Raw genomic sequence first — 5,580 nt, forward strand, 5'->3', positions numbered from 1 at the left:
GCACTCGTAATGCGTAGGTCTCGGGTTCGAATCCCGAAGGCGGCTCCAGCAAAGGCCAGGTCAGATGCGTTCTGACCTGGCCTTTTGTACGACGAACCGGTCCAGGGTGCGGACGTAGTCGGCGGCACCCATGCGGCCGACCGAGCCCAGCCGGGCGGGGTCGACGTGGAAGTCCGTTTCGTCGATCAGTCCCTCGTCCGCGGTGACGTGCACGACCTCGCCGATGACGACGAAGTGGTCACCGACCGGTACCACCGCGGACGTCCGGCATTCGAAGGCGATGGGGGAACCGTCGATGCGCGGTGAGTGGACCCTCCGCCCGGGCACTGGCCGCAGCCCGGCCAGTTCATACTCCGACTCGCCGTGCGGGAGCGGTTTCGCCGAGGCGGTGGCCGCTTCGGCGTGCTTTTCGATCAGGACGTTGACGGTGAACTCCCCTGTGCCTCCCTCGGCCGGTGGGCGGGCGTTGCGGCACGAGTCCTTCTCGGAACGGTCGGCCCGTCGGCCCGCGCAGAAGAGCAGAGCCATCGGGGAGTACCCCACCGCCGTGTAGTACGAGAACGGGGCCAGGTTGACCGCCCCGCTCGGGGAGACCGTACTCACCAGGGCGACAGGCCGGGGGACCACGCTCCACAGCAGCAGCCGCTCGCGCTGTCGCCGGGTCATGTCCGCCACGTCGATGTCCAGCATGGATCAGTCGCTTTCGGTGTCGCGGGGACGATCGGCGCCGGGACCGCGCAAGCTCTGCGGGCGCAGGTCCGTCCAGACCCGGTCGACGTGGGCGAGGCAGTCGTCGAGCGTGCCGGTGAAGCCGACGGGTGACCATCCCGCCGGGGTCGTGCTGTCCGCGGGCCAGACGGAGTACTGCCGCTCGTGATTGATCACGACGTGATGGAGCCGGTCGCTGTCGTCCGCTGCCATGGAGTCCCCTTGCGTTCGGTGAGGTGAGGGTGAGGGTGGGGGCGGGTGGGGGCTCACGCGGGGCTGGGTGAGAGTTCCTCCGCGTGCAGGGCGCCGCGCAGCCGCCGCAGTTCGGGGAAGGGGAGCGTGATCCGCCGCATCAGGAACTCCTCCCCGGACGTGCCTCCGGTGCCCTGCTGCCCGCCGACCATCTTCGACATCAGCCCCAAGTGGGCCACCTTCCAGCGCCAGTAGCCGTTGCCGACGTCCAGGAGTGCCTCGGCGACCCGGTGCAGAACGCCGCCGGCGCTCCCGAGGCGGCAGACCTCGGCCACGGTGCAGTGCTGGTGGGTGGCGTTCGCCACGAAGGCCTCGTACAGCTCGCCCTCCTCCTTGCCGTCCCCCAGCAGTCGGCCGAGTACCCGGAACTGCTCTGACTGGGCCCCGCTGGCCGTTCCGAGGTAGGGCCGGAACTGGACGAAGTGGCGCAGCTGGAGGCGTTCCAGGACGAGTACCTGTTCATGGAGGACTCGGAGCAACTCGGCCGCGCGCTGGAGCAGTTCCACGCCGGTCTCCGCCCCCTCGGCCGGCCGGCAGGGACCGGACAGCAGGTCCCTCGCCAGGCTCAGGTCCGCGACGGTCTGCTTCAGCCAGAGCTCGCAGGACTGGTGGGCGACGATGAAGAAGTGTTCGGCCAGGACCACGGTCGGGTCGGCCGTCTCGGGGATCTGCGTCTCCTGGAGCGAGAGCAGGGTCTCCGTCTGGAGGTACGAGGAATAGCTCAGCTCAGCCATGGTCAGCTCCGCGTCAGTGAGTCCGTGTCGAGGAAGGCGAGGATGTCGGTGAGGAGTCGTTCGGTGTCCTGGAACGGGTGGAAGTGGTGGCCGTCTCGTTCGAGCAGGCTGAACGGCCCGGTGGTGACGGAGGCCCAGCCGGCCAGCGAGGCGCCGTCCACGAGCGGATCCTGAACGCCGTGGTAGCAGCGGACGGGGCAGGACAGGGGAGTGGCCGGGGACTCCGGCCGGTAGTGCTCGTGCGCCGTGATGTCCGCGCGCAGCACCGGGAGCAGCGCTTCCGCCAGCTCCGCGTCGTCGGCCATGGCGGGGTCGGCCCCGCCCAGTGAGTGGGTCAGGGACCACAGTTCGCCGTCGGAGAGGGTCCCGGCGAGCACTCTGCTCACCGTGCCGGGGGGCGGGCAGCTGGATGCCAACAGGCCGGAGGGAGGGCGGCCCAGCGCGCTCAGGGTCAGGGCGGTCTCGTAGGCGACCAGCGCCCCGAGGCTGTGTCCGAACAGCACGGTGGGCAGCGGGCGCAGGCGCAGCAGTTCGGACGCGAGCTCCGAACTCAGCGCGCGTACCTCGGCCGACAGAGGCTCGCCGAAGCGGTCGCCGTGTCCCGGATACTGTGCCGCCAGCAGCTCGACGGCCGGCGGGAGACCCGCGGCCCAGGCCCTGTAGACGGCGGCGGTGCCACCTGAGTGCGGGAGGCAGACGAGCCGTGTGGTGGGTGCGGGCGCTTGGGCCAGCGTCCGCAGGCAGTGGTCCCGGCCAGAACGAAGCATGACGCGCTCCTCCGTGTCGGACGTGTTCGTAAGGTCTCACGGCGTCCCGCGGCGGCAGGGCAATCTTTCGGCTCTCCGTCACCGTCAGGACCGGCCGCGAAAGACTTCTGACACAACTGGAGCGGGCCGGCTCGGCCGCTTGTGATGATCTGCGAACCGCCAGCCGGTGTCGGGCACTGCGCGCAGTGCGTTACCAGCCTTCAGTGGGGATGCGGACGATGAGCCGAACAGTGGTCGCCTCGCTCGATCTGACCGACTCGCGCACGTTCATGGAGCGGGACCCGTTCCAGTTCTTCGCCGAAGTGCGGGCGACCGAGCCGGTGTACTGGCATGCCGCCGCGCAGGGCCGGCCCGGGTTCTGGGTCGTGGCCGGGTACGCCGACGTCGTTTCCTGTTACGGCGCTTCCGGTGCCCTGGCTTCCGGCCGCGGCACCGTGCTCGACGTACTGCTGCGCGGCGACGACACCGCCGGGGGCAGGATGCTGGCCGTCACGGACCGGCCGCGCCACCGGGAACTGCGGGCCCTGATGTGGCGTGCCCTCTCGCCGAGGGTGCTCGACACGGTCGCACGGAAGGTCGAGCGGCGCACCGCCGCGCTCATCGAGCGCGCCGTCGACCTGGAGAGCTTCGACTTCGCCACCGAGGTCGCGGAACACGTGCCGATGCACACGATCTGCGATCTGCTGTCCGTCCCCGAGACGGACCGGCCCGAACTGCTCGGGTGGAGCAAGGGAGCGCTGACCGGGGCGGACGAACTCGACTCCCTGGAATCGCGCAACGAACTCGTCCTGTATTTCATGGACCTGGCCGAGCGCCGTCGCGCCGACCCGGGCGACGACGTGATCAGCACGCTTGCCACCGGGGTGGTCCAGGGCGAACCGCTGAGCCTGGAGGAGGTCGCCCTCAACTGCTACAGCCTGATCATCGGCGGGGACGAGTCCTCGCGGGTGTCGGCGGTCAGCACGGTCAAGGCCCTCGCCGAACACCCCGGGCAGTGGCGGGCCCTGCGGGACGGCCGGGTCGACCTGGACACCGCTGTGGAGGAAGCGCTGCGTTGGGCGACCCCCTCCTTCCACTTCGCCCGTACGGCCACCCGCGACCACGTCATCGGGGGCCGGCGGGTGCGGGCGGGAGACATCGTGTCGATGTGGAACATCTCGGCCAACAACGACGAGCGGGTGTTCGCGGATCCGCGCTGCTTCGACCTGTCCCGGTCCCCCAACCGGCACGTCGCATTGGGCCACGGACCCCACTACTGCCTGGGGGCCTTCCTCGGCCGGGCCGAACTGCGCGCCCTGCTGGCCGTGCTCGCCGCGACGGTCCGCGAACTGGAGGTCACCGGGCCGCCCACCAGGATCCAGTCCACCTTTCTCAACGGCTACAGCTCACTGCCGGTGCGTTTTCTCCCCCGGTGAGCAACCGGCATGGGCAAGCGGACCGACAGGCGAACGGAGAAGAGGAACGACATGCGTGTGACGGTCGACCAGCAGCGCTGCATCGGCTCCGGAATGTGTGTCCTCGCCGTGGACGAGGTGTTCGACCAGCGGGAGGAGGACGGGGCCGTTCGCCTGCTCCGGCAGGACGTGCCGAGCGAACTCCAGGACCGGGTGGACCACGCTGCCCGCGTCTGTCCTTCGCGGGCGATCACCGTCCGGCAGGAGCAGGGGACCGACGCCTAGGGGGTGTCCTGGGCCGCCGTCGTCGCCGCGGCCGAAGACATCGGGGGAGGAGCCCGTCATGCCGCCTGCCACCGCCCCGCCCTTGGGCGGGCATGCCCTGCTGGTCCTGCTGGTCCAGGCGTCCCTGCTGCTGGGTGCCGCGCTGCTGCTCGGCCGTCTCGCCACGCGGTTCCGGCTGCCCGCGGTGTCGGGTGAGTTGCTGGCCGGCGTCCTGCTCGGTCCCACGGTGCTGGGCCGGCTCTTCCCCGGATTCCAACACTGGCTCCGGATGAGCGAGGCCTCCCAGGCCCATCTGCTGGACGCGGTCGGCCAGGTCGGGGTGATCCTCCTCGTCGGGACGACCGCGCTGGAGATCGACCTCGCCCTGGTGCGCCGCACCCGGCGGACGTCGCTCACGGTGGGGGCCTTCGGCCTGCTGATCCCGCTGGGGCTCGGCTGTGCCGCGGGCTTCGCGGCGCCCGCGGCCCTGCTGCCGGACGACCGCGAACGCGCTCTGTTCGCCTTCTTCATCGGTGTGGCCATGTGCGTCAGCGCTCTGCCGGTGATCGCCAAAGTGCTGTCGGACATGCGGCTGCTGCACCGGGACATAGCCCAACTGACCATCGCAGTCGGCGTGGTGGACGATGTCACCGGCTGGATGCTGCTGTCCGTGGTGTCCGCCACGGCAGCGAGCGGGCTGACGCTCGGATCGGTCGCCGAGCCCCTGTGCGTGCTGGTGCTGATCACGGCCTGCGCCCTCCTCCTCGGCCGGCCGGCGGTCCGGTGGCTGATGGCCAGGGCGCGGTCCCCGCAGGCGGTCATGGGCACCGCGACCGTGGTGATCGTCGGATGCGCGGCGGCCACCCAGGCCATGGGCATGGAAGCGTCGTTCGGTGCCCTCGTCGGGGGCCTGCTGGCGGGAGCGGCCGGGGCGGAGACGAGGAAGGGACTGGCGCCCCTGCGCACCGTCACGCTCTCGGTTCTCGCGCCGCTCTACTTCGCCGAGGCGGGTCTGCGGATGGATCTGTCGGCGCTGGACACTTGGGTGATCGTCCTGGCGGCGCTGGGAGCGCTTGTCGTGGCGACCGCGGGCAAGTTCGCCGGGGCGATGCTCGGTGCCCGCGTCGCGGGTCTCGATCGCCGCAGCGGCCTTGTGCTCGGCGCCGGAATGAACGCGCGCGGAGTCATCCAGATCATCGTGGCCGGGATCGGTCTGCGGCTGGGCGTGCTGAACACCGCGTCGTACACCATCGTGGTGCTGGTCGCGGTCGCCACCTCGCTGATGGCGCCGCCGGTACTCCGCCGGGCCGTGCTGCGCATCGAGGTCAACGACGAGGAGCGGGCCCGGTCCCGGCGGGACCGGGACCTGGCGGGGGGGGGGGCGTGCGGGGAGGGGCCCGCCGCGAGGGCGAGACGGACACGTCATGCGCGGGGCGCCCGCGCCGCGCGGGGCGGCGCGCG

The 5,580-nt window shown here is 71.0% G+C and carries 7 protein-coding genes; 3 read left to right on the plus strand and 4 right to left on the minus strand.

Annotation, left to right across the window (positions count from 1 at the left end):
- Positions 1 to 60: 60 nt before the first annotated feature.
- The 4 genes from ABZ948_RS40625 to ABZ948_RS40640 are packed head-to-tail and all read right to left on the minus strand — an operon-like array spanning position 61 to position 2,461.
- Entirely contained in the window at positions 61 to 690 is a 630-nt protein-coding gene (locus tag ABZ948_RS40625; RefSeq protein ID WP_359768157.1) for a flavin reductase family protein, read from the minus strand.
- Positions 691 to 693: 3 nt separating this feature from the next.
- The gene (locus ABZ948_RS40630; RefSeq protein WP_359768158.1) at positions 694 to 921 is read right to left on the minus strand and encodes an MbtH family protein; all 228 of its coding nucleotides are present in this window, start codon (positions 919 to 921) and stop codon (positions 694 to 696) included.
- A 53-nt stretch (positions 922 to 974) separates the two neighbouring features.
- Positions 975 to 1,694 (minus strand): tryptophan 2,3-dioxygenase family protein, encoded by a 720-nt coding sequence (locus ABZ948_RS40635; RefSeq protein ID WP_359768159.1) that lies wholly within the window; start codon positions 1,692 to 1,694, stop codon positions 975 to 977.
- 2 nt (positions 1,695 to 1,696) lie between these two features.
- A complete protein-coding gene (locus ABZ948_RS40640) occupies positions 1,697 to 2,461 on the minus strand; it encodes a thioesterase II family protein (RefSeq protein ID WP_359768160.1) in 765 nt (254 codons plus the stop codon).
- A gap of 218 nt (positions 2,462 to 2,679) precedes the next feature.
- Here ABZ948_RS40640 and ABZ948_RS40645 point away from each other — a divergent pair, with 218 nt between their 5' ends.
- From ABZ948_RS40645 to ABZ948_RS40655, 3 genes are all read left to right on the plus strand, one after another.
- A complete protein-coding gene (locus ABZ948_RS40645; RefSeq protein WP_359768161.1) occupies positions 2,680 to 3,876 on the plus strand; it encodes a cytochrome P450 in 1,197 nt (398 codons plus the stop codon).
- Positions 3,877 to 3,927: 51 nt separating this feature from the next.
- Positions 3,928 to 4,140, plus strand: coding sequence for a ferredoxin (locus tag ABZ948_RS40650; protein WP_359768162.1), 213 nt, complete (start codon positions 3,928 to 3,930; stop codon positions 4,138 to 4,140).
- Between the two features lie 58 nt (positions 4,141 to 4,198).
- Positions 4,199 to 5,580 (plus strand): cation:proton antiporter (locus ABZ948_RS40655; RefSeq protein WP_359768163.1); only part of this gene is annotated, 1,382 nt, incomplete at its 3' end.

The organism is Streptomyces olindensis (assembly GCF_040645895.1).
Taxonomy (GTDB): Bacteria; Actinomycetota; Actinomycetes; order Streptomycetales; family Streptomycetaceae; genus Streptomyces; species Streptomyces olindensis.